Below are 22,833 nucleotides of genomic sequence, written 5' to 3' on the forward strand. Positions count from 1 at the left end.
CTGCCTGGCGCCGGTCGGGTGGGGCCGCGAGAACTTGCCGCAGGTGTTCCATACTACGCCTTTGATGGCTGCCAGCCTGGACGCCAGGCTGTATTCCAGTCATCTGCTACTGTTTTTATAGCTGCTGGCGCTCGCCTGCATTGGTCTGTAGCCTGAATCGATATGTTGATCTGGCTTAAGCCAGGCCTCATCAAGCCGTGTTAGCCTCGCGGCCATGTTGAACCGCATCCCCTCTTTCCTGCGCCATGTCGGCCCAGGTGTAGTCACCGGCGCTGCCGATGACGACCCTTCCGGTATCGCCACCTACACGCAGGCGGGGGCGCAGTTCGGCACCGGGCTGCTGTGGACGGTGTTTTTGTCACTGCCCTTCATGATCGCCATCCAGCTGGTCAGCGCCCGCATAGGTCGCGTCACCGGCAAGGGTGTGGCGGCCAACCTGCGCGAGCACACGCCGCGCGCCTTCCTGATGAGCATGGTGTTTTTGCTGGTCATTGCCAACACCATCAACATCGCCGCCGACATTGCCGCCATGGGCGAGGCGCTGCAGCTGGCTGTGGGCGGCGGCGACCACTTTCATGCGGTGGCCTTCGGCATCATCACCGTGCTGCTGCAGGTGTTTGTGCCTTACCGCAAGCTCGCACCCATTTTGAAATGGCTCACGCTCTTTCTCTTTGCCTATGTGATCGCCGTGTTCCTGGTGCAGGTGCAGTGGGCCCAGGTGCTGCATGACCTGGTCGTTCCCAAACTGCAATGGACCTCGGGCTACTGGATGATGATCGTCGCGCTGCTGGGCACCACGATTTCGCCTTACCTGTTTTTCTGGCAGGCCTCGCAGGAGGTCGAAGAGCTGCGCTTGAAGGGCGGCGTGCTGGGCGCTGAAAAGAAGATCCGCCGCGACCTTCGCCGCGTCAAGCGCGACACCTACATCGGCATGTTTTTCTCTAATGCCATCGCCTTTTTCATCATGGTGTTGGGTGGTGCGGTGTTGTATGCGGCCGGTATCCATGATGTGACATCAGCCGCGCAGGCGGCGCAGGCTTTGCGGCCACTGGCCGGCGATTTTGCCTTTGCGCTGTTCGCCGGCGGCATCATCGCCACCGGCCTGCTTGCCGTGCCGGTGCTGGCCTCGTCAGCTGCCTACGCCGTGGCCGAGGCCTTCGGCTGGCCCGAAGGCCTGGAGCGCCACTGGTACGAAGCCAAGCGCTTTTACGCCATCATCGTCATTGCTACCGTGGTAGGCACGGGCATGGACTTCACCAGCATAGACCCGATGAAAGCGCTTTACTGGAGTGCCGTGATCAATGGCGTGGTGGCCGTGCCCATCATGGCCGGCCTGATGCTGCTGGCCGGCCGGAAATCGGTGATGGGCAATTTCACCTCGGGCCTGAAGACCACGTGGTTCGGCTGGGGCGGTGTGGTGGTGATGGGCTTTGCGGTGGCGATGATGTTGCTGGATCTGATCCGCCCCTTGTTCTAGGCTTCCCGGCGACGAACCCACAAACGCTGCGGCCCCGCGCCCTGCCCGGCGAGCTGGTCATACGGGTTGCGCAGCCGGCATTTGTCAATCGACAGGCAGCCGCAGCCTATGCAGTCGTCCAGGGTGTCGCGCAGTTTTTTGAGCTGGGCCATGCGCTCGTCCAGGTCGGCGCGCCAGGCTGCCGACAGTCGGGCCCAGTCCGCGCGGCTGGGGGCCGCCTTCGCGGGCAGGGTGGCCAGGGCTGCCTCGATGTCGGCCAGCGCAATGCCCACCCGCTGCGCCACACGCACAAAAGCCACGCGACGCAGCATCTCACGTGCGTAGCGACGCTGGTTGCCTTCGGTGCGGGTGCTGCTGATCAGCCCTTTTTTCTCATAAAAGTGCAGGGTGGACACCGCCACGCCGCTGCGGCGTGCCATGTCGCCGACCGAGAGTGTGGGAAAGATGCCGGCCTGTTCCAGTTCCGTGCCCATGGATTTCCTTGAAAAAAATGCTTGACCTAAACTTTACTTGAGGTTTCAGACTCCTCATTTTTCAGGCCAATCCGGCCCGCTTATTTCAAAGGAGTTGTTTTCATGTCCAGCGATTTATCAAGCCCCGCTTCCGCCTCCGTGTTCCGCGTCGACAAATTCGTCGTGCCCTCGCAATCGATCTCCGCTTTTGTCGAGCGCATTCACCAGGTCCAGCGCATGCTGGGCGAGCAGCCCGGCTGCCTGCAAAAACATGTGCTGACCCAGACGGGCGACAGCAGCGAGTTCGATGTGGTGACCGTGGTCGAGTGGGCCAATGCCGATGCGGTGGCCGCCGCCCAGACCGTCATGCAAAAGCAGCTCGCCAGCGAGGGCTTTGATATTCAGGCTTTCCGGAAAAAGCTGGGCGTACGGGGCGACTCGGGGATGTACCGCGAGGCTTGATTTTCCGTCTCGGATCAGGCGCTCAAACGCTGCCGTAGCTGCGGGGTCGCAGGCTACCGCTGTGTTTGACCACGCCTGGGCGAAGCGTGGACCCGCCTGTTGTCGTGAAGTATTGGCAACGGCGCGCGAGGAATCCAGGCACAGTCATTTTTTCGAGAAAGGAACAAATGCATGCGCAGTCGCTGGTGCGGCTCCTGGCGGGACGTAGGAACTGGTCGCACTGATGCGTATGCCTGAGCTGCCGCCTTCCTGGGCCCATCGAAACTCACAGCCTTCATGGCCTTGGCGCAACCAGGCCTCCTTGTTTTTTGGGATACGCACCGTAGAGTCGATCCCGTTCTCGTTGCTGCTTTCGGGTACCAGGGAGAAGGTCGTATCCGGCTGTTGGGCGCCGGGAGACGTGATGCCCATAAACCCACGGGCAGCAGGATCGAATTTCACAATTGCTTCGCCTGTGTCGGACAGCGAGGTGCTACGAACCCAGCAGAGAGAAGGGGAGCCTTGCGCCTCTGCGCCTGAAATGGTGAATCCCAGAACGAATATTAATAAAGCGGATTGCCACATGCGTTGCTCCCTTGCACGGCTTGATGTTGATCTGTCCAGGGGCATGAGCCTACGTCAATAATTTTGGCGAATCACCATAGCCGACGGCCCTCAGCACATTCTCCGCCGTAGCCGGCGCATCCATCACCACAAGTTGATCCCCTGGCTTTCCAGCCCCCACCGCATCCCGTAGTGCCTCGTACACACTGATCGCCAGCATCAGCGGCGGTTCGCCCACGGCCTTGCTGCCGAAGACGTTGTCTTCGCGGTTGGGCTCGGGCCATAGATCGACCTTGAAGTGTTCGGGTACGTCGCCGGTCGCGGGAATCTTGTAGGTGCTGGGGGCGTGCGTGGTCAGCAGGCCCTTGTCGTTCCACACCAGCTGCTCGGTGGTGAGCCAGCCCATGCCTTGTATAAAGCCGCCTTCGATCTGGCCGATGTCGATGGCCGGGTTGATGCTGGTGCCTACGTCATGCAGGATGTCGACTTTCAGTACACGGCTTTCGCCCGTCAGGGTGTCGATGGCCACTTCCGTGCAGGCTGCGCCGTAAGCGAAGTAGTAGAACGGCCGGCCGGTGAGGGTGGTCTTGTCGTAATGGATTTTGGGTGTGCGGTAAAAGCCGTCGCTCCACAGCTGGATGCGGTTGGCGTAGGCCAGCTTCACGACTTCTGTGAAAGGCCGCGCGCCTTCGGGCGTGATGACTTCGCCCCCCTCAAAACGAACAGCGCCCGCGCCGCAGCGGTCCAGCCCCGCGACAAACTGCGCCAGGTTGTCGCGCACATTGCGCGCGGCGTATTGCGCGGCGCGGCCGTTCAGGTCGGTGCCGGCCGATGCAGCGGTGGCCGACGCATTCGGCACTTTGCTGGTGTCGCTGGCGGTGGCCAGCACCTGTGCAAAGGGCACGCCCAGTTCGTCGGCCACGATTTGCGCGACCTTGGTGTTCAGGCCCTGGCCCATTTCGGTGCCGCCGTGGTTCACTTGTACGCTGCCGTCGGTGTACACATGCACCAGTGCCCCGGCCTGGTTGAAGAGGGTGGCGGTAAACGAAATGCCGAACTTGACGGGTGTGATGGCGATGCCGCGCTTGATGACCGGGCTTTGGGTGTTCCAGGCAGAAATTTTCTGACGGCGTTGTGAATAAAGCGCAGACAGCGCCAGCTTTGATAGCAGCGGGTCGAGGATGTTGTCCTCGACCTTCATCTGGTAGTGGGTGACGTCGCGCTCACCGATGCCGTAGAGGTTGCGTTTGCGAACCTCCAGCGGGTCCAGCCCGAGCGTGCGTGCGATGTCGCCCATGATGGCTTCAATCACGATCATGCCCTGCGGCCCGCCGAAGCCGCGGAAGGCGGTGTTGCTTTGCGTGTTGGTCTTGCAGCGGTAGGACGCTATCTCCACGTCCTCCAGAAAGTAAGCGTTGTCGGCGTGGAAGACCGCGCGGTCGGCCACCGGGCCCGACAGGTCGGCGCTGAAGCCGCAATTCACCGCCATCATGAGCTTGAGGCCGCTGAGCCGGCCGGTCTCGTCAAAACCCACGTCGTATTCATATGCAAACGGGTGGCGTTTTCCGGTGACCATGAAGTCGTCGTCGCGGTCCAGCCGCAGCTTGACGGGGCAATGCAGTTTGTGGGCAGCGATGGCGGCCCAGACGGCCATCTGGCCTGACTGCGTTTCCTTGCCGCCAAAGCCGCCGCCCATGCGCCGGCATTCAACGCGCACTGCGTGGTTGGCAATGCCCAGTGCGTGCGACACCCAATGCTGGATTTCGCCGGGGTGCTGGGTGCTCGAATACACCAGCCATTGCTGCTGCTCCTGCGGCACAACGTAGGCAACCTGGCCTTCGAGGTAAAAGTGCTCCTGGCCGCCGACTTCGAGTGTGCCGTGCAGCGTGTGCGGAGCTTTTTTGTGTGCAGCTGCCGCATCGCCGCGTTTGACGAAGACTGGCGGCAATACATAACTCTCAGCTTTGAGTGCATCACGCACGGTCAACAATGCAGGCAGGGGTTCGATGTTGCACACCACCTTGCGTGCGGCGCGGCGGGCCTGCATGACGGTGTCGGCCACCACCACGCCGATCACCTGGCCGATGTGCTGCACCGTGCCCTGCGCAAATACCGGTTCGTCGTGCGAGAAATTGCCCAGCACCGGGTCGCCCGGAATGTCGCGCGCCAGGATCACATCGCGCACGCCCGGCATGGCCAGCGCCGCAGTGGTGTCGACGCCCAGCAGCTTTCCGTGTGCCACGGTCGACAAAATGGGCGCGGCATGCAGCGTGCCGCGCACCTCGGGAATGTCATCGACATAGGTGGCGGCGCCGGCGACTTGCGCGCGAGCGCTTTCATGGGGCGTCGAGCGGCCCGCCGCCTGCGTGCCTGCAGGTTTTTTGGCCAGCGACGTTTTTTCCGCCAGGTCCGCAGCGGGCATATCACCAGCGCGGGCGTTGGCTGCGCGTACGTCCGGGTCGGCCACCGCATCGCGGCTGACGGAGATGTCTTTCGCGGCGTTCATGCGGCTTCCTCCAGCCGGAAGCTCGCCAGGTTGATCTGCTGCAGTCCCTGGCTTTCAAGCCAGTAACGCTGGAGCAGGTTGCCCAGCACCTGACTGCGGTAGGCCGCAGAGGCGCGCATGTCCGAGATGGGCGAGAACTCGGCGCGTAACGTAGCGATGGCGTGCTGCACAGTGGTCTGCGTCCAGGGTTTCTCCGTCAGCGCCGCCTCGGTCTGGATGGCACGCACCGGCGTGGCGGCGACGCCGCCCGCACCGATGGACGCAGTGACCACGGTGTTGTTTTCAATCTGCAGATTGATCGCCAGACAGACGGCGGAAATATCGTCGTCGTAGCGCTTGGAGATTTTGTAAGCCTTCATCGCCTCCCGGGGCTGCGCCTTGGGCACCTTGATCCAGGCCAGCACTTCGTCGGGCGCCATCAGGTTCTTGCGGTAGCCGGTGTAAAGCGCTTCCAGCGGCATTTCGCGGTGGCCGCGCACGCTCATCAGGACGATGTTGGCCCCCAGCGCAATCAGCAAGGGCATGGAGTCGCCAATCGGCGAGCCGTTGGCAATGTTGCCGCCCAGCGTGCCGGAATTGCGCACCGGCAGCCCGGCAAAGCGGGCCGCGAAGTTGTGCAACTGCGGCCGGTCTTTGACCAGCGCCGCATAGGCGTCGGCCAGTGTCACTGCGGCGCCAATGGCGATGTGCCGCGGGTAGTCTTCAATGCGGCGCAGCTCCCGCACCCGGGTGACGTCAAGCACTTCGCCAAACTGCATATGCTGCTTGGTCACCCACAAGCCCACGTCGGTGCAGCCGGCCACCAGCTGGGCGCCAGGGTGGGCGGCGCGGGCCTGCAGCAGGGCTGCCAGTGTTTTCGGCGATTTGTAAGCCAAATCGGCCTGCAGCCCAATAGGGACGGGCGCAAGCAGCTCCAGTTTTTGTAGCAAACCGGCTTCGTCGATCCGAACGGGACGCAGGCTGCCCATCGTTTGCGCGGCCTCCAGGATGGGCCGGTAGCCGGTGCAGCGGCAGAGGTTGCCCGAAAGTTCTTCCTGCGCGAGCTCCCGCGTGACAGGCTCGCCCTTGCAGATGTGGTTTTGGTACATGCCGAACAGGCTCATCACGAAGCCGGGGGTGCAGAAGCCGCATTGGGAGCCGTGCTTGTCGACCATGGCTTGCTGGGCAGGATGTAGCGCTGGTTCAACCCCTTCTCCCTCGCCAGCAGGGGCCGCGGAACCGGCTTTGCCGGGCCGCAGGCGCAGCGCCCCCTCGGGGGGCAGCGCATTACACGAAGCCGAAGGCGAAGTGAAAAGCGTGGGGGCAATATCTTCCACGGTCCAGACGGCCAATCCGTCAATGGAATGCGCCAGGCGAATGCAGCTGTTAATGGCGCGGTATTCGAGCTTGCCGCCGGCCGCCTCGCCCAGCACCACGGTGCAGGCGCCGCAGTCGCCTTCGCCGCAGCCCTCCTTGGTGCCGGTGCAGGCCAGGTCCTCGCGCAGCAGCTCCAGCAGGGTGCGGCTGGGTGGTACATTGCTGACGGAAACAACTTCACCCCGCCTGACGAAGCGGATGGGTCTGGAAAAAGATGGGACAGCCATGCTTCAGGTTAAAACAGTCGCGCCGCGGCCAGCATACAAAAGTGCATATCAACCGCATGGGTGAAAAGGTATGAAAGACCAGGCGCTTTTCGACAAGATAGACCTCCATCTCATCAGGGTCTTGAATACCGTGCTTACTGAACGCAGCGTATCACGCGCCGCCCTCCGCCTGGGTATGTACCAGCCCGCCGTCAGCGCGGCGCTCAAGCGCCTGCGCACGCTGGCGGGTGACCCTATCCTGGTGCGGTCCGGCTCCGGCATGGTGCCTACGGATGCGGGCCTGCGCATGATCGAGCCCTCGGCCAGCATTTTGCGCGCGGCCGGCATGCTGTTCAGTGACGCGCGGGGGTTTGACCCTGCCACGGCAGAAACCACCTTTCGCCTGGCGGCGAGCGACTACCTGGACCCGTCTTTCCTGCCGCAACTGGTGGCACAGATCAAATCCCAGGCGCCGCTCTGCCATATTGAAATCCACCCGCTGTCCGCTGAATCCGACTACCGCATGCACCTGGCGCAAGGCCAGGCCGACATTGTCATAGGCAACTGGGCCGCACCGCCCGACGACCTGCACATGGCGCGGCTTTTCGGCGACGAAGTGGTGTGCCTGGTCGCCAAAGACCACCCGGCGGTGCGCCGCGGCTGGGATGCCGCGACCTGGCTGGAAGCCGAACACATCGCCCCTACCGCCACGCACCCCGGCGCCAAGGGTGTGATCGACGAGCATCTCGACACCCTGGGCATGGTGCGCAACATCACGGTGCGCTGCCCGCACTTCAGCCTTATGCCGTCCATGGTGGCATCAAGCTTGCTGGTGATGACCACCGGGCGCCAGTACTGCGAACGCTTTGCCAGCCTGCTGCCGGTGAAAATACTGCCCACCCCGATCGCCTTTCCCCGCATGATGTATTACCAGCTCTGGCACGAACGCACGCACGCCTCCAACTCGGCCCGCTGGCTGCGCGAACGTGTCAAGTCCGTGGCCTCAACGCTACGAAAAGAATAGCTGCTTGCGCCCGTCTTGTATGGGCTGCAGCCGGAATTACCTATAAACCGACGACAAAACCGGATACCCCAGAGACAATGACCGCAGCCCCGCCCCAGACTGACAGCCCGCCCGGCCAGCCGCCGCGGCTGCAGCTTTCCGGCATCACCAAAAGCTACCCCGGCGTGGTGGCCAACAGCGGCATTTCGCTGACGGTTCAGCCCGGTGAGATCCACGCCGTGCTCGGTGAAAACGGCGCGGGCAAATCCACCCTGATGAAGATCATCTACGGTTCGGTCAAGCCCGACGCCGGCAGCGTGGCGATGGACGGCAAACCGGTCGTGGTGCGCAACCCGCACGAAGCGCGGGCGCTGGGCATCAGCATGGTCTTCCAGCACTTCAGCCTGTTCGACACGCTGACGGTGGCCGAAAACGTCTGGCTGGGGCTGGACAAACACCTCACGCTGGCCGAGGTCTCGCAGCGCATCATGCAGACGACGCAAGCCTATGGCCTGCAGCTGGACCCGACACGTCCCGTGCATACCCTGAGCGTCGGCGAGCGCCAGCGGGTGGAGATTGTCAGGGCGCTGCTCACGCATCCGCGGCTGCTGATCCTGGACGAACCCACGTCGGTGCTGACGCCCCAGGCGGTCGAGAACCTCTTTGTCACGCTGAGGACACTGGCCGCGCAGGGCTGCAGTATTTTGTACATCAGCCACAAGCTGCATGAAATCCGCGCGCTGTGCACCGCCTGTACGGTGTTGCGCGGCGGCAAGGTTTCCGGTTTCTGCGATCCACGGCAGGAGTCCAACGCCTCGCTGAGCCGTTTGATGATTGGCGCCGAGCCGCCCGCGCTGGAACACCGGGCGGTGCGCACCGGCGCCGTGGTGTTAGAGGTGAAACAGCTCGACTTGTCCAAAGAAGAACAGTTCGGCGTCGACCTGCACCAGGTCGCGTTGCAGGTGCGCGCCGGCGAGGTCGTCGGTATCGCCGGAGTGTCGGGCAACGGCCAGAAGGAACTGCTCTATGCGCTGTCGGGCGAAGATACCCGCGCTGCGGCCGATGCGGTTGCGGTGAAAGGCCAGCCGGTGGGCAAGCTCGGGCCGGGTGGCCGGCGCGCACTGGGCCTGCACTTTGTGCCTGAAGAACGCCTGGGCCGCGGCGCCGTACCGTCGCTTTCGCTGGCGCGCAACCTGTTGCTCACGCGCAAGGAGGCCGTCGGCAAAAGCGGCTGGCTCGACCGCGGCGCGTTGCAGGCGCAGGCCGACCGCATCATTGCCGAGTACAAGGTGAAGTCGGGCGGGCCGCAGGCAGTGGCCAAATCCCTTTCGGGCGGCAACCTGCAGAAGTTCATCATGGGCCGCGAGATTGATGCCCGGCCTGAACTCCTGATCGTCTCGCAGCCGACCTGGGGTGTTGACGTGGGCGCGGCCACGCAGATCCGCGGCGAGCTGCTCAAGTTGCGCGATGCCGGCTGCGCGGTGCTGGTGGTGAGCGAGGAACTCGAAGAACTGTTCGACATCTGCGACCGGCTGTACGTGATGGCCAAGGGTCAGCTCTCGCCTTCGCTGCCTCGCGTCGACGCCACGGTGGAACTGGTGGGGCAGTGGATGAGCGGGCTCTGGGCGCCCGGCACGCACCCAACAGAAACAACACAAACCACGGCGGAGGCCTCGGCATGAAGCTCGAAATCCGTCCCCAGCCGTCTTCCTTCTGGAGCTATGCCTCCCCGGTGCTGGCCCTGCTGATTACCGTGCTGATCGGCGTGGCGCTCTTCGTGGCACTGGGCAAAGACCCCGTCAAGGGGTTGCAGGTGTTTTTCTGGGAACCCATCAAGTCGCCGTATGCCATCGGCGAACTGCTGGTCAAGGCCACGCCGCTGCTCATCATCGCGCTGGGGCTGGCCGTGTGTTTTCGCTCCAATGTCTGGAACATCGGCGCCGAAGGCCAGTTCGTCATGGGTGCGATCGCCGCAGGCGGCGTGGCGCTGCTGGCTGAAAAAACCACCGGCCCCTGGATCGTTCCGGCCATCCTGCTGGCAGGCCTTGCGGGCGGCATGGTGTGGGCCGGCATCACCGCCTTGCTGCGAGACCGTTTCAACGCCAATGAAATCCTGGTCAGCCTGATGCTGGTCTATGTGGCGGAGATGGTGCTGAACTACCTCGTCTTCGGCCCCTGGAAAGACCCCAACGGCTACAACTTCCCGCAAACCAAAACTTTCGAGGCCGTGACACAGATTCCGCGGCTCATGCAGGGCTCGCGCGTGAACATCGGCATCATCCTCGCGCTGCTGGGTGTGGCCGGGCTGTGGCTGTTCATGTTCCGCACACACGCGGGTTTCCGGCATGAAGTCAGCGGCCTGGCGCCTGCTGCTGCGCGCTATGCCGGCTTCTCGTCGCGCCGGGCGTTGTGGCTGGCGCTGCTGACATCGGGTGCCGCGGCGGGCCTGGCAGGCGCGCTGGAGGTGGCCGGCCCCATCGGCCAGCTCACGCCTTATGTGCCGGCGGGGTATGGTTTTGCCGCGATCATCGTCGCCTTCGTCGGGCGCCTGCACCCGGTCGGCGTGGTGTTCTCGGCCATCCTGATGAGCATGTTCTACATTGGCGGCGAGCTCGCGCAGTCGCGCCTGGGGCTGCCCAAGTCGATCACCGGCGTGTTCCAGGGCTTGCTACTCTTCAGCCTGCTGGCTTGCGATACCTTGATCGCCTACAGGCTCAGGCTGTCCAGGCCCATCCCCGTGCAGGTGGCCACGCTTCCTTCCACCGACCTTGTGAAAGGAGCCGGTTGATGGACTCCACCGCATTGCTCATCGCGGCCACACTCAGTGCGGGCACCGTGCTGGCCATTGCCGCGCTCGGCCTGCTGATCAACGAGAAGGCCGGCATCGTCAATCTGGGCGCCGAAGGCATGATGCTGTGCGCCGCCATTGCCGGCTTTGCCACCGTGGTGCACACCGGCAACAGCTGGCTGGGCTTTGTGGCCGGTATGGCGGCGGGCGCGTTCCTGGCCGCGGTTTTCGGTGTGCTGGTGATCTGGCTCAACACCAACCAGTACGCCACAGGCCTGGCGCTCAGCCTGTTCGGCGCGGGTTTTTCGGCCTTTGCCGGCATCAAATACGTGCAAGAGAAGCTGCCCGAACAGTCGCAGTACCCGATTCCCTTCCTGGCTGATATTCCGCTCGTGGGCCCGGCGCTGTTCCGCCAGCACCCCATGGTTTACATCGCGATGGCGCTGACGGCCGGGTTGATCTGGTTTTTGTACCGCACGCGCGCTGGCCTGGTGTTGCGCTCGGTGGGTGAAAGCCCCGAGTCGGCGCATGCGCTGGGCTACCCGGTGCGGCGCATCCGGCTGGCGGCCGTGGTGGCCGGCGGTGCGCTGTGCGGGCTGGCGGGCGCCTATGTGTCGGTGGTCTATACGCCGCTGTGGGTGGAGGGCATGATCGCCGGCAAAGGCTGGATCGCGCTGGCGCTCACCACCTTTGCCACCTGGCGCCCGGCACGGGTTTTGCTGGGTGCTTACCTGTTCGGTGGCGTGACCATGCTGCAGTTTCACCTGCAAAGCCTGGGCGTCAACATGCCCACGCAATTCCTGAGCATGCTGCCCTACCTGTCCACCATCGTGGTGCTGGTCCTGATCTCGCGCAACCCGCTATGGATTCGCGTCAACATGCCCAGCTCCATCGGCAAGCCTTTTTACCCGGGGGCCTGATGGTGTATTGACGGCCGATCCGCCGCATAATTGCTTTTTTTCGCCTTCCCGTTCCACTTTTCATTTCAATGTCATTTCCTACAACGAAAGCGAGTTCACATGACTGACCTGCAAAAACGTTCCCTGCTCAAGCTGGCGGCCCTGTCGGCCGTGGCGGGGGCAGCCCTGATGGGCTGCGGCAAGAAGGAAGAGCCGGCAGCGGCGCCTGCCGCACCAGCGGCGGCAGCGCCTGCCAAGGTCGAGCCTCTGAAAATTGCCTTTGCCTATGTGGGCCCTGTGGGCGACGGCGGCTGGACCTTCGCGCACGACAACGGCCGCAAGGCCGTGGAGAAAGCCTATGGCGACAAGGTTGTCACCAGCTTCGTCGAAAAAGTACCCGAGTCAGCCGACGCCGAGCGTGTGATCCGCGACATGGCAGCCCAGGGCAACAAGCTGATCTTCGGCACCACCTTCGGCTACATGGAGCCCATGCTCAAGGTAGCAGGCGACACCAAAGACGTGAAGTTCGAGCACGCCACCGGCTACAAGCAGGCCGCCAACATGCGCACCTATGACAGCCGCACTTACGAAGGCGCCTACATGGCCGGCGTGATCGCGGGCAAGATGAGCAAGACCGGCACGCTGGGCGTGGTTGGCTCGGTGCCGATTCCTGAAGTAGTGCGCAACATCAACAGCTTCACGCTGGGCGCGCAGTCGGTCAATCCCAAGGTCAAGACCAAGGTGGTGTGGGTCAATGAATGGTTCAACCCACCCAAGGAAACCGAGGCTGCCACCGCTCTCATCAATGGTGGGGCCGACGTGCTGTTCCAGAACACTGATTCGTCCGCCGTGCTGCAGACCGCCGAAAAAATGGGCAAACGCGCCTTCGGCTGGGATTCGGACATGACCGCTTACGGCCCCAAGGCCCACCTGGCATCGGCCATCATCAACTGGGGCCCGTACTACGTGAAATCCGTGGGTGAGGCCCTTGAAGGCAAATGGACGGGCAACACCGCTGCCTGGTGGGGCGTCAAGGAAGGCGCGATTGACATCGTGTCAATTGCCGCCGATGTGCCGGACGACACCAAAAAGCGCATCGACGAAGTCAAGGCGGGCCTGAAGGACGGCAGCTTCTCGATCTGGAAAGGCCCCATCACCGACAACACCGGCAAGGAGCTGCTGGCCAAGGATGTGGTGGCGGACGACAAATTTCTCGGCGGCCTGAAGACGTATGTCAAGGGTGTCGAAGGCAAGGTTCCCGGCAACTGAGGATAATGGACGCAGCGCCGTGCCTGGGGCAACAGTTCCCGGGCCGGAGCGCTCGCAACGTAGTTTCAAAGCTGCCTTCGGGCAGCTTTTTTTGTTTCTGGAGTTGAAATGACGCCCGCACCATTCAATGTAAAACCCGTGTCCGCGGACCGCCTGCCTGAGCTGCTCAAAAGCATGCCCAAAGCCGAGCTGCATATGCACATCGAGGGCTCGCTTGAGCCCGAACTGATCTTTGCACTGGCCCGCCGCAACGGCGTGAGCATTCCCTACGCCAGCGTTGAAGAATTGCGCAGCGCGTATGCCTTCACCAACCTGCAGAGCTTTCTCGACATCTACTACGCAGGTGCCAGCGTGCTCATCACCGAGCAGGATTTTTACGATATGGCCTATGCCTACTTGCGCAAAGCTGCCGCTGACAACGTGGTGCACACCGAAATGTTCTTCGACCCGCAAACGCATACGGCGCGCGGCGTCAGCATGGAAACGGTCGTCAACGGCCTGCACCGCGCCTGCGTGGATGCACAGGCCGGGCTGGGCGTCAGCGCCTCGCTGATCCTGTGCTTTTTGCGCCACCTCAGCGAGGAGGACGCGTTTAAAACGCTGGAGCAGGCCTTGCCGTTCCGCGACAAATTCATCGGTATTGGGCTTGATTCGGGCGAGGTGGGCAACCCGCCTGAAAAATTCGCCCGTGTGTTTGCGCGCTGCCGCGAGCTGGGCTTTCACCTGGTGGCCCACGCCGGGGAGGAAGGCCCGCCCGAATACGTCTGGACGGCGCTTGACGTGCTCAAGGTCGAGCGCGTGGACCACGGTGTGCGCTCCAGCCGCGATGCGTCGCTAATGCAACGTCTGGCGAAAGACCGCATTCCGCTGACCGTGTGCCCACTCTCCAACCTCAAACTCTGCGTATTCCCGGACCTTGCCAGCCACAACCTGCGCGAGCTGCTCGATGCCGGGCTGGTGGCCACCGTCAATTCAGACGACCCAGCCTATTTCGGCGGCTACATGAATGAGAACTTCACGCAGACTTTTGCTGCGACGGGGCTGAATGCGCAGCATGCCTATGTGCTGGCGCGCAACAGCTTTGAGGCAAGTTTCATCGAAGCCTCGGCAAAGTCCCGCTATGTCGACCGCCTCCATCAGGCCTTCGAAACATTTCAATAAGCCTATCAGCGCGTTGCCCCCAAGGCACGGCCTGAATTCAACATGACGGAGAACTGTGTATGGCGTTGACGCCAAAAGAAGGGCAAACCCCTGTCGCCCAAAACCCCTGGCCCATCGCGCTGGCGGGGCTGGTAGCGTTGGCGGTGGCCATGGGTCTAGGGCGCTTTGCCTTCACGCCGCTGCTGCCGATGATGCTCAACGACGGCGTGGTCGATTTGCCGACGGCCAGCTGGCTGGCCAGCGCCAACTACTTTGGCTACATGCTGGGTGCGATTCTCTGCACGCTGCAGCCCTGGCTGTGGGCGCGCTTCAAGTGGCTGCCGCACCTGGCGTACTCGTCCCTGGTGCGCGCCGGTCTGGTTGCCACAGGCGTGCTGACGTTGGCCATGGGCTGGCATTTTCCGGCTGCATGGCCGCTGCTGCGCTTTGCCGCGGGCGTGACCAGCGCGGTGGTGTTTGTGTTTACTTCGGGCTGGTGCCTCTCGCAGCTGGCCAAGCGTGGCGTTCCCGCGATGGGCGGCATCATCTACGTCGGGCCGGGCGCCGGCATTTTGGTGAGTGGCCTGTTTGCCACTGGCATGGTCGCCTGGCACTGGACGGCCGCCACGGGCTGGATGATTTTCGGCGTGCTGGCGTTTGCGCTGACAGCCTCGGTGTGGCATGTCTTGCGCGGCGGCGATGAACGCCTGATTGCACTGGCGCCGCGCGCTGCTGCCCGGCCGGGTGATGCGCCGCAGCACCACGGCAATGCCGAGATGACCCTGCTCACGCTGGCCTATGGCCTGGCCGGTTTTGGCTACATCATTACCGCCACTTTTTTGCCGGTGATCGCGCGTGCGGCCTTGCCGGGATCGGCCTGGCTGGACATGTTCTGGCCCATCTTCGGCCTGGGCGTCATGGTGGGTGCGCTGCTGGCCACACGCCTGCCGCCGGGCAAAGATTTCCGCCTGCTGCTGGCCGGCTGCTACTTTTTGCAGGCGCTGGGTATTGCCGCCAGCCTCTGGAGCCCCAGCCTCGCGGGCTTTGCCATCGGTAGCCTGATGCTGGGCATACCGTTTACCGCCATCACTTTTTTTGCGATGCAGGAAGTGCGCCGCCTGAAGCCCGCCACAGCCGCCAGTTTCATGGGCCTTCTGACAGCCACCTACGGTGTCGGCCAGATCCTCGGCCCGCCGCTGGTGGCCGTGCTGCTGCGGCGCACACCCAACGCGGGTGTGGGTTTCACGATGTCGCTGGAAATTGCGGCGGCCTCGCTGCTGGTGGGCGCTGTGGTGTATGGGTGGATGGCGAAGGCTTATCCGGTACTGCCGGCTTTACCGTCTGGCGGCGTAGCGGCGCAGAAGTAAGCGCTTCGCTCATCAGTCAGGACCGGGCTGTTGCACCAGCGCCATGGCAAACTTGCCGCCGCCCACCGACCAGTCCGAATAGTCGTTTTCATGCATGAAGATGAAAACGTCATCGGCGGCAACACCGGCGTTGGTCTTTAAATTGCGCGCGATGGCCGCATAGAGTGCTCGCTTCATCGCGTCGCTGCGGCCGCGCCGCATCGTGATCTCGACGACCACCGGCTGCTCTGAACGTGCCATGCCGTTGAAGCTTCGGTTGAAGAAGAACTGCTGCGCATCGTAGCTGCTGACCGAATTAAAAAGCTCGTCTTCAGGCATGCCAATGCTGTCGACCAGCGCCTGGTGAATCCCGTCGACGATGCCTTGCCGTTGTTCGGGGCTGGTGCTGTGGTGGACGCTGGTGCGGACAAAAGGCATGTGATTTTTCCTCAATTTAAATAGATGGTGGTGAATTGAAGCTTTCACCGAGGTTGCTCGAATTCTGACAATCAATGACCGTCAGGAAAAGCGATTTGTTCGCAAGTCATATGTGCCATAAACTCACATAATGATGAAGCGCCATCTCCCACCTTTGAATGCCCTGCGTGCCTTTGAAGCCGCTGCCCGGCTGGGTCGCATGACAGCTGCGGCCGAGGAGCTGTCGGTGACCCCCGGCGCCATCAGCCGGCAGGTGCGCCAGCTGGAGCAGTCCCTGGGCGTGCCGCTCTTCGAAGGTGCCAAAAACAAGCCACAACTGACCGCTGCCGGCGCCGCGCTGTGGCCGGCCCTTGCCGCTGGGCTGGACCAGATGGAAGCCGCCGTGCGTGAAGTGCGCAGCAGCGAGGCCGGAACGCTGGACGTTTCCTGCTTCAGCACCTTCACCGTCAAATGGCTGATTCCGCGTCTCTATGACTTTAATGCGCGCCATCCCGATATCGACGTCCGGCTCAGCGCCGCCGAGCGTGTGGTCGATGTGGACCGTGACGGTTACGACCTCGTCATCACGGTAGACGGGCGGGGCAGCGAAAAATCGGGCACGCTGCTGCCGCTGTTTGTGGAGCGCCTGGGACCTGTCATGGCGCCTGCGCTCGCCAATCAGGCGAATGTGCGTGAAGCGATCGACCTGGCCCGCTTGCCGCTGCTGCACACCCGAACGCGGCGGGATGCCTGGCAGATGTGGTGTGAGTCGCGCGGCCTTGCCCTTCCTATTCAGGACGGTCCTGAGTTTGAGCACTATTACTTCACGCTGGAGGCGGCAGTGGCTGGCCTGGGCGTTTGCATTGCGCCCTGGCACCTGGTGATGGACGATATCCGCGCGGGACGGCTGGTGGCGCCGCTGGGCTTTGAGGAAAGCAGCTACCAGTACGTGGCCAGGCGCCGGGCCCGGGCGAATGTGCGGCTGGACAAATTCTGCGATTGGCTGGAAAAACAGGCACACGAAGCTCCCGCGCCCTGAAGCCGCTATTGGCCGGTAAATCCCCCGAAATCCCGCTATTGGCCGCTGGCCGTTAAAATCAGGGCTTGCGTGCTGCCTCGGCGCGCCGGCATTTGCTTTGTTTCCGGGGCCATGTAGAGGACTACCATGTATAAAAACCTCGCGACCCCCGGTCTTTCGGCCTCAGTGGGCGCCTGTTTTATTTCTCCCGCTCAATGTCTCCCTTCGCCCCGGCAACTGCCTGTGGCGCGCCGCGGCTATGGCGCTGCGAAAGCCGCGCCATGAGCTACCAGGTCAAGGAAATTTTCTACACGCTGCAGGGCGAGGGCGGCAATGCCGGGCGGCCGGCGGTGTTCTGCCGTTTTGCCGGCTGCAACCTGTGGACAGGCCGCGAGCAGGACCGTGCCACGGCCGTCTGCCAGTTTTGCGACACTGACTTTGTAGGTACCAACGGCACATTGGGCGGCAAGTTTGCCGATGCCGATGCGCTGGCCCAAAAAATTGAAGCGCAGTGGCCGGCGGGCGACAGTGCCCACCGCTTTGTGGTGATGACGGGCGGCGAGCCCTTGCTGCAGGTCGATGCCGAACTGATCGCCGCGTTGCATGCGCGCGGCTTCCAGATTGCGGTGGAAACCAACGGCACCATTGCCGCGCCCCAGGGCATTGACTGGATCTGCGTGAGTCCCAAGGCCGGCGCACCCTGGGTGCAACGCGCGGGTCAGGAGCTCAAGGTCGTCTGGCCACAGCCAAGTTTCGACCTGGCCGAACTTGAGGCTGCCGACTTCACCCACCGCTACCTGCAGCCCATGGACAACCCCCAGCGCCAGCAGAACACCGAAACCTGCATCCAGCTGTGCATGGCACGCCCGGCCTGGCGCCTGAGCCTGCAGACCCACAAAATCACGGGCATCCGATGAAAAAGCTCCCCACGCCAGAACCCATGCGCTGCGAGATCAGCCAGACTTTCTACTTTGACGCGGCGCACACCCTGAAGCGTGTCATCGAGGCCGACAGCAGCAAGCGCGTGCATGGCCATACCTACAACGCCGAGGTTTTTGTCGCTGGCGAGCCCGATGCGGCCACCGGCATGGTGATGGACCTGGGCCTGGTGCGGCGCGAGATCGAGGTGCTGCGCGAGGAACTGGACCACCACCTGCTCGACGACGTGAAAGATCTGGGCCCGCCCACGCTGGAAAACCTGTGCCAGTTCATCTTCCGCAAGCTGGACGCACGCCTGCCGGGCTTGACTTCGGTACGGGTCTGGCGCGCCTCGCTGGGCGACGGCTGCCGTGTGAGCCGCTGAACCAGACTGTCCGGCTGGCAACAAGCCCAATAGGCCTTATCGGGTTTTGAATATTCAGCCCGCCGGTGACTGGGTTAATCTTGCAGCCATGAAAGCCTATCGCGCCGCCCTCCTGTACTTTGCCGCGCCTGCGCAGGCCGTTTATGAGGCTGATGGCCTGCTGGTGACCGGACCCGATGCCGAAGGCCGCCAGGTGGTGCAAGCCGTCGGCAGCTACCACGCGCTGGTTTCCGGGTTTGCCGAGGTGCCCACCGAACACCTGCCGGGCCGCCTCATCGCGCCGGGTTTTGTCGACATGCACGTTCACTATCCGCAGCTGGACGTGATCGGCTCGCCTGCCGAAGGGCTGCTGCCCTGGCTTGAAAACTATACTTTTCCAGAAGAAAAACGCTTCGCAAGCAAGGACCACTGTGCGCAAGCAGCTACGTTTTTCATAGCAGAACTGCTTCGCAACGGGGTCACCACGGCACTGGCCTTCGCGACCTCGCATGTGGAATCCGTCAACGCGCTGTTCGCCGAGGCACAGAAAAACCAGTTGCGCCTCATGACCGGAAAATGCCTGATGGACCAGAATGCCCCGGACGGCGTGCGCGACGAAGCGGTGCAAAGCTTGCAGGACACCGAAGCGCTGATCCAGCGCTGGCATGGCGTAGACCGGCTGGGCTACGCCATCACGCCGCGTTTTGTGCCCAGCTGCAGCGAAGCACAGCTGCGCGGTGCCGGCGAGCTGGCCGCGAAATACCCGGACGTGTGGATCCAGTCGCACGTGGCCGAGAACAAGGACGAGATCGCCTGGGTGCGGCAACTCTATCCGGAGGCGCGCAGCTACCTCAGCGTCTATGAACAGTTCGGACTGCTGCGCCCGCGCGCCGTATATGCGCATTGCATCCACATCGACGACGAAGACCGCGCCCTGATGCGCGGCACCGGCACGGCGGCAGCCGTGAGCCCGACCAGCAACCTGTTTCTGGGCAGCGGTTTTTTTGACTACGAGGGTGCAGACCGCATCGGTTTCCCCTATGGCCTGGCCAGCGACGTGGGTGGCGGCACCTCGTTCAGCCCTTTCCACACCATGCTGGCGGCCTACTACGTGGGAAGAGAGGGGCAGACCAAAACCGGCCTGTCGCTCAAGCCGCAGCACCTGTGGTGGCAGCACACGGCGGGTGCGGCGCGTGCACTGGGCCTGGAAGGCGTTGTCGGTAACCTGCAGCCCGGTTGCGAAGCAGATTTTGTCGTGCTCAACCTCCAGGCCACGCCGCTGCTGGCGCGCAAGACGGCGCAAGCCGCCAGCCTGGACGAGCTGCTGTTCGCACTGATTGTGCTGGGTGACGACCGGGTGATTGAAAAGGCCGTGATTTCCCAGGCGGGCGGCGCAGCCTAGCAGCCGGCCCGGTCGCGTTCGGCTTCCGCGTCGCGCCGGCGCTGGTTCAGGCTTTCCATGGCAGCCACACTGCCGCCGCTGCGCTGGCTCTTCTGGATGCCCTCAATTTTGGTGTTGATGCTGCTGCAACGCCTCTTTTGCGATTCGGCGGATCGCAGCGCGGAGGCATCGCCGCCCTGCGCAGCCTCGACGGCCCTGGATTCCATGGCCTGAGGCCGCGCAGGCGCGACGCCTGGCGCCGGACTGCCGGGCAGTTTTCCCACGGCGGCCAGCGCCGCCGCAACCTCCTGGGCATGTTTCTTGGCCGCGATGCAGTCGGCTTCGATGCTGGCACGAACTTCCGGTGCGGTGCCGCGTTTGCCGTAGACCTCGGTGATCAGGGTTTTCTCTTCTTCCGAATAGGCGGCGGCCCTGAGTTTTTCCGCCTGCGCTCCCGCTTCGCGAGACCAGACAATTTTCTGGGAGTCGATGCCGCGTTGCCGGCACTGTGTGTCCGTGCCCGCGCTGGCGACGGGTCGGGGGGCATTGTCGAAATTGCGCACTTCAGTGCCCGGTTGCACCGTGTCGCAGGGGCGGTCCTGGTAGACGTTGCCGCAGCGATGCATCTTCTGCGCCTGTGCCCCGGCGCCAAGCAGCATCAGCACGGTCCCTGCGGCGATCCCCATCCAAGTTTTGCAGTTCATTGCCGCTCCCCCTGTTGTGTAGTGATGTGCCATTTAAGCACACCGCCAGAGGGTGTCCACGGCCCGCTTTGGCCAGGATTTCGGGTTTTCGGGACTGTGGGCAGGCAGACTTCTATAAGAGGAGCATCACACAGGGTTATGGGAAAAGAACGCAATCAGCATCAAAAGCGACAAATGGATACGCCGCGCCGACGGTGACCTTGCCGCTTGAAATATCGCCGTGAATCATGTCGTGCTCCTTGTGAAGGGTGTCCTCAGTGGCTGATCATCCAGGGGCGTTTGCTCGGAAAAGCTTTATTGCCATTGGGTGCGGTCATCGTGGCTCCGCGCTTGCCGCTGGAGCAGCAGCCGCATCCGGCCGGATGCTTGAGCCGCGCGTAGTCGCCCGAGCGCTTGGGCTCATGGCGGGCCCGCTCGTTGGTGTCCATCGCGCGCCGCGCGTCGTCTTCCATCAGCGCCAGCGAGGGCGCGACGGACAAAATGCGCGCGGCTGGGCCGCCGCACACCGGGCAGGCCGCCGCCTGGTTGCGCATGGAAACCGAGCGCAGCGCGTCGAAGCTGCCGCACTGCGGGCAGTCGTAGTCGTAGGTGGGCATGGTGCTTCCCCTGGGGTTTTAACGCAGGTCGGGCGACAGCGGCATGCTGATCTTGCCGTCGATGTGCTTGACCGGTCCCGATGCGTTCGGGTTGATGTCGAAGTCGAAGATGCCGGTCGGCAGCCACAGCGTGGCGCAGGAATTCGGCACGTCGACCACGCCGCTGATGTGGCCTTGTACCGGCGCCGTGCCCAGGATGGAATACGCCTGCGCGCCCGAGTAGCCGAATTTCTTCAGGTATTCGATGGCGTTAAGGCAGGCCTGGCGGTAGGCGACGTTGACGTCCAGGTAGTACTGCTTGCCGGCCTCGTCGACCGAGATGCCTTCAAAGATCAAATAGTCGTCGTAGCGCGGCGTGATCACGCTGGGCTTGAAGATAGGGTTCTTGATGCCGTACTTGGCCATTCCGCCCTTGATCAGAGTGACCTTCATGTGCACCCAGCCGGCCATCTCGATGGCGCCGCAGAAGGTGATCTCGCCGTCGCCCTGGCTGAAGTGCAGGTCGCCCACAGACAGGCCCGCGCCGTCGACGTAGACCGGGAAGTAGACCTTGGAACCGCGCGACAAATCCTTGATGTCGCAGTTGCCGCCGTGCTCGCGCGGCGGCACGGTGCGCGCGCCCTCGGCCGCGGCCTTGTCGCGCGCCGCGCCCGTCATCTTGCCCATGTGGGCGGTGCCAGCCGAAGGCGGGTTGGCGAGACCCGTGCGCGTCGGCTCGCTGTCGATCAGCGCCTGTTCGCGCGTGTTCCACATCTCCAGCATGGCTTTGTCGGGCAGGCAGCCTATCAGGCCGGGGTGGATCAGCCCGGCAAAGTTCACGCCCGGCACGTGGCGCGAACTCGTGAACATGCCCTTGAAGTCCCAGATCGATTTCTGCGCTTCGGGGAAATGGTCGGTCAGGAAGCCGCCGCCGTTCTTCTTGCTGAAGAAACCATTAAAACCCCAGAGGCTGTCCTGCTTGGCGCCTATGTCCAGCAGGTCGACCACCAGCAGGTCACCGGGTTCCGCGCCCTTGACCCCGACCGGGCCTGACAGGTAATGCACCGTGGAAAGGTCGATGTCGCGCACATCGTCGGCGCTGTCGTTGTTCTTGATGAAGCCGCCGGTCCAGTCGAAGGTCTCCAGGATGAAATCATCGCCCGGGTTGACCCAGCAGGCCATGGGGATGTCCGGGTGCCAGCGGTTGTGGATGTTCTCGTTGAGGGTGGGCGACTTCGTCAGGTCAACCTTGATCAGCGTGTCGGTCATGCCATATCTCCTGGTGGTGATGAATAAAGGAAGGAAAGGAAAATCAGACGGAAAGAAACTGCTTGATGCGCGCCGTGTCGGTGCCGGCGCGTGTGCTCTCGTGCACCAGCTGTCCGCCCTCGATGACGAAGAGCCGGTCGGCCACGTCCATCGCGAAGCTCAGCACCTGCTCCGACACCACAATCGTGATTTCGCGCATCTTGCGGATCTCGTTGAGCGCACGCGCGATGTCCTTGATGATGGAAGGCTGTATGCCCTCGGTCGGCTCATCGAGTAGCAGCACCTTGGGGTTGGTCACCAGCGCGCGGGCAATCGCCAGCTGCTGCTGCTGGCCGCCCGAGAGGTTGCCGCCCTTGCGGCCGCGCATGTCGAAGAGCACCGGGAACAGCGCGTAGATCTCGTCCGGGATCTGCTTGTGTTTGGCGTTCTCCAGGCCCGTCAGAATGTTTTCCTGCACCGTCAGCGTCGGGAAGATCATGCGGCCTTGCGGCACGTAGGCCACGCCCTTTGCGACGCGCTGATAGCTTTCGTCTTTCGAGATGTCCAGGCCGTCGACTTCAATCGTTCCGGACTTGAGCGGCAGGATGCCGATCAGCGACTTGAACAGCGTGGTCTTGCCCATGCCGTTGCGGCCCATGATGGCCACGGTTTCGTTTTTCTTAGCGGAGAAGGTGATGCCGTGCAGCGCCTCGCTCTGGCCGTAGCTGACGTGAAGGTTGTTGACGTTGAGCATGGTGGTT

22 protein-coding genes are annotated in these 22,833 nt (G+C 63.1%); 13 read left to right on the top strand and 9 right to left on the bottom strand.

What is annotated here, in order from left to right; genetic code table 11:
- Nucleotides 1-214: 214 nt before the first annotated feature.
- Nucleotides 215-1,477 (top strand): Nramp family divalent metal transporter, encoded by a 1,263-nt coding sequence (locus AC1DU8_RS04665; protein WP_457279846.1) that lies wholly within the window; start codon nucleotides 215-217, stop codon nucleotides 1,475-1,477.
- On the opposite strand, the gene soxR is transcribed toward AC1DU8_RS04665, so the two are convergent.
- Entirely contained in the window at nucleotides 1,474-1,950 is a 477-nt protein-coding gene (gene soxR, locus AC1DU8_RS04670; RefSeq protein ID WP_457279847.1) for a redox-sensitive transcriptional activator SoxR, read from the bottom strand. The two genes, AC1DU8_RS04665 and soxR, sit on opposite strands and share 4 nt — an antisense overlap.
- 102 nt (nucleotides 1,951-2,052) lie before the next feature.
- On the opposite strand from soxR, the gene AC1DU8_RS04675 reads away from it, so the two are divergent.
- Nucleotides 2,053-2,391 (top strand): antibiotic biosynthesis monooxygenase, encoded by a 339-nt coding sequence (locus tag AC1DU8_RS04675; RefSeq protein WP_477665506.1) that lies wholly within the window; start codon nucleotides 2,053-2,055, stop codon nucleotides 2,389-2,391.
- A 144-nt stretch (nucleotides 2,392-2,535) separates the two neighbouring features.
- On the opposite strand, the gene AC1DU8_RS04680 is transcribed toward AC1DU8_RS04675, so the two are convergent.
- From AC1DU8_RS04680 to xdhA, 3 genes are all read right to left on the bottom strand, one after another.
- Nucleotides 2,536-2,955, bottom strand: coding sequence for a hypothetical protein (locus AC1DU8_RS04680; RefSeq protein WP_477726489.1), 420 nt, complete (start codon nucleotides 2,953-2,955; stop codon nucleotides 2,536-2,538).
- A gap of 49 nt (nucleotides 2,956-3,004) precedes the next feature.
- Nucleotides 3,005-5,356 (bottom strand): xanthine dehydrogenase molybdopterin binding subunit, encoded by a 2,352-nt coding sequence (xdhB, locus tag AC1DU8_RS04685; RefSeq protein ID WP_477666025.1) that lies wholly within the window; start codon nucleotides 5,354-5,356, stop codon nucleotides 3,005-3,007.
- 80 nt (nucleotides 5,357-5,436) lie between these two features.
- A complete protein-coding gene (gene xdhA, locus AC1DU8_RS04690) occupies nucleotides 5,437-7,023 on the bottom strand; it encodes a xanthine dehydrogenase small subunit (RefSeq protein ID WP_457279850.1) in 1,587 nt (528 codons plus the stop codon).
- 70 nt (nucleotides 7,024-7,093) lie between these two features.
- On the opposite strand from xdhA, the gene AC1DU8_RS04695 reads away from it, so the two are divergent.
- The 7 genes from AC1DU8_RS04695 (at nucleotide 7,094) to AC1DU8_RS04725 (ending at nucleotide 15,468) form a co-directional block, all read left to right on the top strand.
- Nucleotides 7,094-8,026 carry a LysR family transcriptional regulator gene (locus tag AC1DU8_RS04695; protein ID WP_477665507.1) on the top strand — a complete coding sequence of 311 codons (933 nt, stop codon included), beginning with the start codon at nucleotides 7,094-7,096 and terminating at the stop codon, nucleotides 8,024-8,026.
- Between the two features lie 77 nt (nucleotides 8,027-8,103).
- Complete coding sequence (locus tag AC1DU8_RS04700; RefSeq protein ID WP_457279852.1) at nucleotides 8,104-9,687, top strand: ABC transporter ATP-binding protein; 1,584 nt, start codon at nucleotides 8,104-8,106, stop codon at nucleotides 9,685-9,687.
- Nucleotides 9,684-10,793: an ABC transporter permease gene (locus AC1DU8_RS04705; protein WP_457279853.1), complete on the top strand. Its 1,110-nt coding sequence runs from the start codon at nucleotides 9,684-9,686 to the stop codon at nucleotides 10,791-10,793. Before AC1DU8_RS04700 ends, AC1DU8_RS04705 begins: the two co-directional genes overlap by 4 nt.
- Nucleotides 10,793-11,713, top strand: coding sequence for an ABC transporter permease (locus AC1DU8_RS04710; RefSeq protein ID WP_457279854.1), 921 nt, complete (start codon nucleotides 10,793-10,795; stop codon nucleotides 11,711-11,713). The genes AC1DU8_RS04705 and AC1DU8_RS04710 overlap by 1 nt, the downstream gene beginning before the upstream one ends.
- Before the next feature lie 99 nt (nucleotides 11,714-11,812).
- Entirely contained in the window at nucleotides 11,813-12,961 is a 1,149-nt protein-coding gene (locus tag AC1DU8_RS04715) for a BMP family ABC transporter substrate-binding protein (RefSeq protein WP_457279855.1), read from the top strand.
- Nucleotides 12,962-13,069: 108 nt separating this feature from the next.
- Nucleotides 13,070-14,122, top strand: a complete 1,053-nt coding sequence (locus AC1DU8_RS04720; RefSeq protein ID WP_457279856.1) for an adenosine deaminase — start codon at nucleotides 13,070-13,072, stop codon at nucleotides 14,120-14,122.
- Nucleotides 14,123-14,181: 59 nt separating this feature from the next.
- Nucleotides 14,182-15,468, top strand: a complete 1,287-nt coding sequence (locus tag AC1DU8_RS04725) for a YbfB/YjiJ family MFS transporter (protein WP_457279857.1) — start codon at nucleotides 14,182-14,184, stop codon at nucleotides 15,466-15,468.
- 12 nt (nucleotides 15,469-15,480) lie between these two features.
- On the opposite strand, the gene AC1DU8_RS04730 is transcribed toward AC1DU8_RS04725, so the two are convergent.
- Nucleotides 15,481-15,885: a tautomerase family protein gene (locus AC1DU8_RS04730; RefSeq protein ID WP_457279858.1), complete on the bottom strand. Its 405-nt coding sequence runs from the start codon at nucleotides 15,883-15,885 to the stop codon at nucleotides 15,481-15,483.
- A 133-nt stretch (nucleotides 15,886-16,018) separates the two neighbouring features.
- Here AC1DU8_RS04730 and AC1DU8_RS04735 point away from each other — a divergent pair, with 133 nt between their 5' ends.
- From AC1DU8_RS04735 to guaD, 4 genes are all read left to right on the top strand, one after another.
- Entirely contained in the window at nucleotides 16,019-16,903 is an 885-nt protein-coding gene (locus AC1DU8_RS04735) for a LysR substrate-binding domain-containing protein (RefSeq protein WP_477665508.1), read from the top strand.
- Between the two features lie 260 nt (nucleotides 16,904-17,163).
- On the top strand, nucleotides 17,164-17,799 hold the full coding sequence (queE, locus tag AC1DU8_RS04740; RefSeq protein ID WP_477726490.1) for a 7-carboxy-7-deazaguanine synthase: 636 nt from the start codon (nucleotides 17,164-17,166) through the stop codon (nucleotides 17,797-17,799).
- A gap of 23 nt (nucleotides 17,800-17,822) precedes the next feature.
- Nucleotides 17,823-18,185 (top strand): 6-pyruvoyl trahydropterin synthase family protein, encoded by a 363-nt coding sequence (locus AC1DU8_RS04745; RefSeq protein ID WP_457280955.1) that lies wholly within the window; start codon nucleotides 17,823-17,825, stop codon nucleotides 18,183-18,185.
- A gap of 88 nt (nucleotides 18,186-18,273) precedes the next feature.
- On the top strand, nucleotides 18,274-19,566 hold the full coding sequence (gene guaD / locus AC1DU8_RS04750; RefSeq protein WP_457279861.1) for a guanine deaminase: 1,293 nt from the start codon (nucleotides 18,274-18,276) through the stop codon (nucleotides 19,564-19,566).
- Here guaD and AC1DU8_RS04755 read toward each other — a convergent pair.
- From AC1DU8_RS04755 to urtE, 4 genes are all read right to left on the bottom strand, one after another.
- Nucleotides 19,563-20,249 carry a hypothetical protein gene (locus tag AC1DU8_RS04755; protein WP_457279862.1) on the bottom strand — a complete coding sequence of 229 codons (687 nt, stop codon included), beginning with the start codon at nucleotides 20,247-20,249 and terminating at the stop codon, nucleotides 19,563-19,565. The genes guaD and AC1DU8_RS04755 overlap by 4 nt on opposite strands.
- Before the next feature lie 254 nt (nucleotides 20,250-20,503).
- On the bottom strand, nucleotides 20,504-20,845 hold the full coding sequence (locus tag AC1DU8_RS04760) for a zinc ribbon domain-containing protein (protein WP_457279863.1): 342 nt from the start codon (nucleotides 20,843-20,845) through the stop codon (nucleotides 20,504-20,506).
- An 18-nt stretch (nucleotides 20,846-20,863) separates the two neighbouring features.
- Nucleotides 20,864-22,093, bottom strand: a complete 1,230-nt coding sequence (fmdA, locus tag AC1DU8_RS04765; RefSeq protein ID WP_457279864.1) for a formamidase — start codon at nucleotides 22,091-22,093, stop codon at nucleotides 20,864-20,866.
- A 43-nt stretch (nucleotides 22,094-22,136) separates the two neighbouring features.
- Nucleotides 22,137-22,826: an urea ABC transporter ATP-binding subunit UrtE gene (urtE, locus tag AC1DU8_RS04770; RefSeq protein ID WP_457279865.1), complete on the bottom strand. Its 690-nt coding sequence runs from the start codon at nucleotides 22,824-22,826 to the stop codon at nucleotides 22,137-22,139.
- Nucleotides 22,827-22,833 lie beyond the last annotated feature (7 nt).

It is taken from the genome of Polaromonas sp. P3_A5 (genome assembly GCF_056403055.1).

Excerpts from the sequence above, each read along its gene's own strand:
- AC1DU8_RS04665 (WP_457279846.1), top strand. The coding sequence starts at position 215 with ATGTTGAACCGCATCCCCTCTTTCCTGCGCCATGTCGGCCCAGGTGTA.
- soxR (WP_457279847.1), bottom strand. The coding sequence starts at position 1,950 with ATGGGCACGGAACTGGAACAGGCCGGCATCTTTCCCACACTCTCGGTC.
- AC1DU8_RS04675 (WP_477665506.1), top strand. The coding sequence starts at position 2,053 with ATGTCCAGCGATTTATCAAGCCCCGCTTCCGCCTCCGTGTTCCGCGTC.
- AC1DU8_RS04680 (WP_477726489.1), bottom strand. The coding sequence starts at position 2,955 with ATGTGGCAATCCGCTTTATTAATATTCGTTCTGGGATTCACCATTTCA.
- xdhB (WP_477666025.1), bottom strand. The coding sequence starts at position 5,356 with ATGCCCGCTGCGGACCTGGCGGAAAAAACGTCGCTGGCCAAAAAACCT.
- xdhA (WP_457279850.1), bottom strand. The coding sequence starts at position 7,023 with ATGGCTGTCCCATCTTTTTCCAGACCCATCCGCTTCGTCAGGCGGGGT.
- AC1DU8_RS04695 (WP_477665507.1), top strand. The coding sequence starts at position 7,094 with ATGAAAGACCAGGCGCTTTTCGACAAGATAGACCTCCATCTCATCAGG.
- AC1DU8_RS04700 (WP_457279852.1), top strand. The coding sequence starts at position 8,104 with ATGACCGCAGCCCCGCCCCAGACTGACAGCCCGCCCGGCCAGCCGCCG.
- AC1DU8_RS04705 (WP_457279853.1), top strand. The coding sequence starts at position 9,684 with ATGAAGCTCGAAATCCGTCCCCAGCCGTCTTCCTTCTGGAGCTATGCC.
- AC1DU8_RS04710 (WP_457279854.1), top strand. The coding sequence starts at position 10,793 with ATGGACTCCACCGCATTGCTCATCGCGGCCACACTCAGTGCGGGCACC.
- AC1DU8_RS04715 (WP_457279855.1), top strand. The coding sequence starts at position 11,813 with ATGACTGACCTGCAAAAACGTTCCCTGCTCAAGCTGGCGGCCCTGTCG.
- AC1DU8_RS04720 (WP_457279856.1), top strand. The coding sequence starts at position 13,070 with ATGACGCCCGCACCATTCAATGTAAAACCCGTGTCCGCGGACCGCCTG.
- AC1DU8_RS04725 (WP_457279857.1), top strand. The coding sequence starts at position 14,182 with ATGGCGTTGACGCCAAAAGAAGGGCAAACCCCTGTCGCCCAAAACCCC.
- AC1DU8_RS04730 (WP_457279858.1), bottom strand. The coding sequence starts at position 15,885 with ATGCCTTTTGTCCGCACCAGCGTCCACCACAGCACCAGCCCCGAACAA.
- AC1DU8_RS04735 (WP_477665508.1), top strand. The coding sequence starts at position 16,019 with ATGAAGCGCCATCTCCCACCTTTGAATGCCCTGCGTGCCTTTGAAGCC.
- queE (WP_477726490.1), top strand. The coding sequence starts at position 17,164 with ATGAGCTACCAGGTCAAGGAAATTTTCTACACGCTGCAGGGCGAGGGC.
- AC1DU8_RS04745 (WP_457280955.1), top strand. The coding sequence starts at position 17,823 with ATGCGCTGCGAGATCAGCCAGACTTTCTACTTTGACGCGGCGCACACC.
- guaD (WP_457279861.1), top strand. The coding sequence starts at position 18,274 with ATGAAAGCCTATCGCGCCGCCCTCCTGTACTTTGCCGCGCCTGCGCAG.
- AC1DU8_RS04755 (WP_457279862.1), bottom strand. The coding sequence starts at position 20,249 with ATGAACTGCAAAACTTGGATGGGGATCGCCGCAGGGACCGTGCTGATG.
- AC1DU8_RS04760 (WP_457279863.1), bottom strand. The coding sequence starts at position 20,845 with ATGCCCACCTACGACTACGACTGCCCGCAGTGCGGCAGCTTCGACGCG.
- fmdA (WP_457279864.1), bottom strand. The coding sequence starts at position 22,093 with ATGACCGACACGCTGATCAAGGTTGACCTGACGAAGTCGCCCACCCTC.
- urtE (WP_457279865.1), bottom strand. The coding sequence starts at position 22,826 with ATGCTCAACGTCAACAACCTTCACGTCAGCTACGGCCAGAGCGAGGCG.